This window comes from Brevibacterium linens ATCC 9172, assembly GCF_900169165.1.
GTDB classification, from domain to species: Bacteria; Actinomycetota; Actinomycetes; order Actinomycetales; family Brevibacteriaceae; genus Brevibacterium; species Brevibacterium linens.
This window is the reverse complement of the sequence record NZ_FXYY01000073.1, coordinates 1-1264: the sequence shown is the minus strand read 5'-3', so window position 1 is coordinate 1264 and position 1264 is coordinate 1. Positions and strand designations below refer to the sequence as shown.

1 protein-coding gene is annotated in these 1264 nt (G+C 62.2%); it reads left to right on the top strand.

What is annotated here, in order from left to right; all coding sequences use genetic code 11:
* Nucleotides 1-155: 155 nt before the first annotated feature.
* Nucleotides 156-1264 (top strand): sugar porter family MFS transporter (locus BLIN9172_RS17805; RefSeq protein ID WP_219618612.1); only part of this gene is annotated, 1109 nt, incomplete at its 3' end.

The following is a 1264-nucleotide window of genomic DNA, read 5'->3' as shown; positions in this document are numbered from 1 at the left end:
GCAGCAGCTTGTCAGTGGAATACCCTGGGGTGGCGTTCAACGACGTCACATTCGCACCGTGTGCCCAAGGACATCCTCAGGAGGAGACCCACGTGCCTCAGAACGACCCATCCCCCGATGGCAGACTGCACGGTCGAGAACGGGTGAACTTCCGTATCGTCGGAATCTCACTGGCCACCGGGCTGGGCGGGTTCCTCTTCGGCTTCGACACGGCTGTCATCAACGGCGCCGTCGATGCCTTGGCAGAGGAGTTCGCCCTCAGTGCTGGGCGGGAGGGCTACGCAGTCGACTCGGCACTGCTGGCGTGCGCACTCGGAGCCTGGTTCGCCGGCACTCTGGCCAATCGCTACGGCAGGCTCCCCGTCATGGTCGTCGCCGCGGCTCTGTTCTTCGTCTCTGCCATCGGTGCGGGCCTGGCCTTGGGCGTCACGGATGTCATCATCTGGCGCGTGGTCGGGGGACTCGGCGTAGGTGCCGCTTCCGTCATCGCTCCTGCCTACATCGCCGAGGTGTCCCCCGCCCGGGTGCGCGGTCGCCTCGGGTCGCTGCAGCAGTTGGCGATCGTGACCGGAATCTTTGCGGCACTGCTGTCGAATGCGCTGTTGGCGTCACTGTCCGGCGGGGCCGCCGATGTGCTGTGGTTCGGAATCGAGACCTGGCGCTGGATGTTCATGATCGAAACGCTGCCCGCTCTGGTCTACGGACTCATGGCACTCGGCCTTCCGGAATCCCCACGGTTCCTGGTGGCCCGCGGCAGAGAGGATGAGGCCACGCGAGTCCTGCGTGACTTCACCGGGGTCACCGACACCGATTCCCTCATCGAACGGATCGGCGACTCGATCCGACGGGAAGACAAAGAGTCCTTCAGAGACCTCATCGGCAAACGGTTCGGCCTCAAGCCGATCGTCTGGATCGGAGTCCTGCTGTCTGTCTTCCAGCAGTTCGTCGGAATCAACGTCATCTTCTACTATTCGACGACGTTGTGGAAGTCGGTCGGATTCGACGAATCAAGTGCTCTTCTCACTTCGGTCATCACTTCTGTGACGAACATCGTCGTGACAATCGTGGCGATTCTTCTCGTCGACAAGGTCGGGCGTCGGAAGATGCTGCTGGCCGGTTCATTCCTGATGGGAATCTCACTGGCGATGATGGCGGTGTCATTCTCGTTCGCGGAACTCGCCACCGCTTCCGATGGCACCACCAGCGCCCAGTTGGATGCGCCGTGGTCGATCATCGCGCTGATCTCAGCGAATGTGTTCGTCGT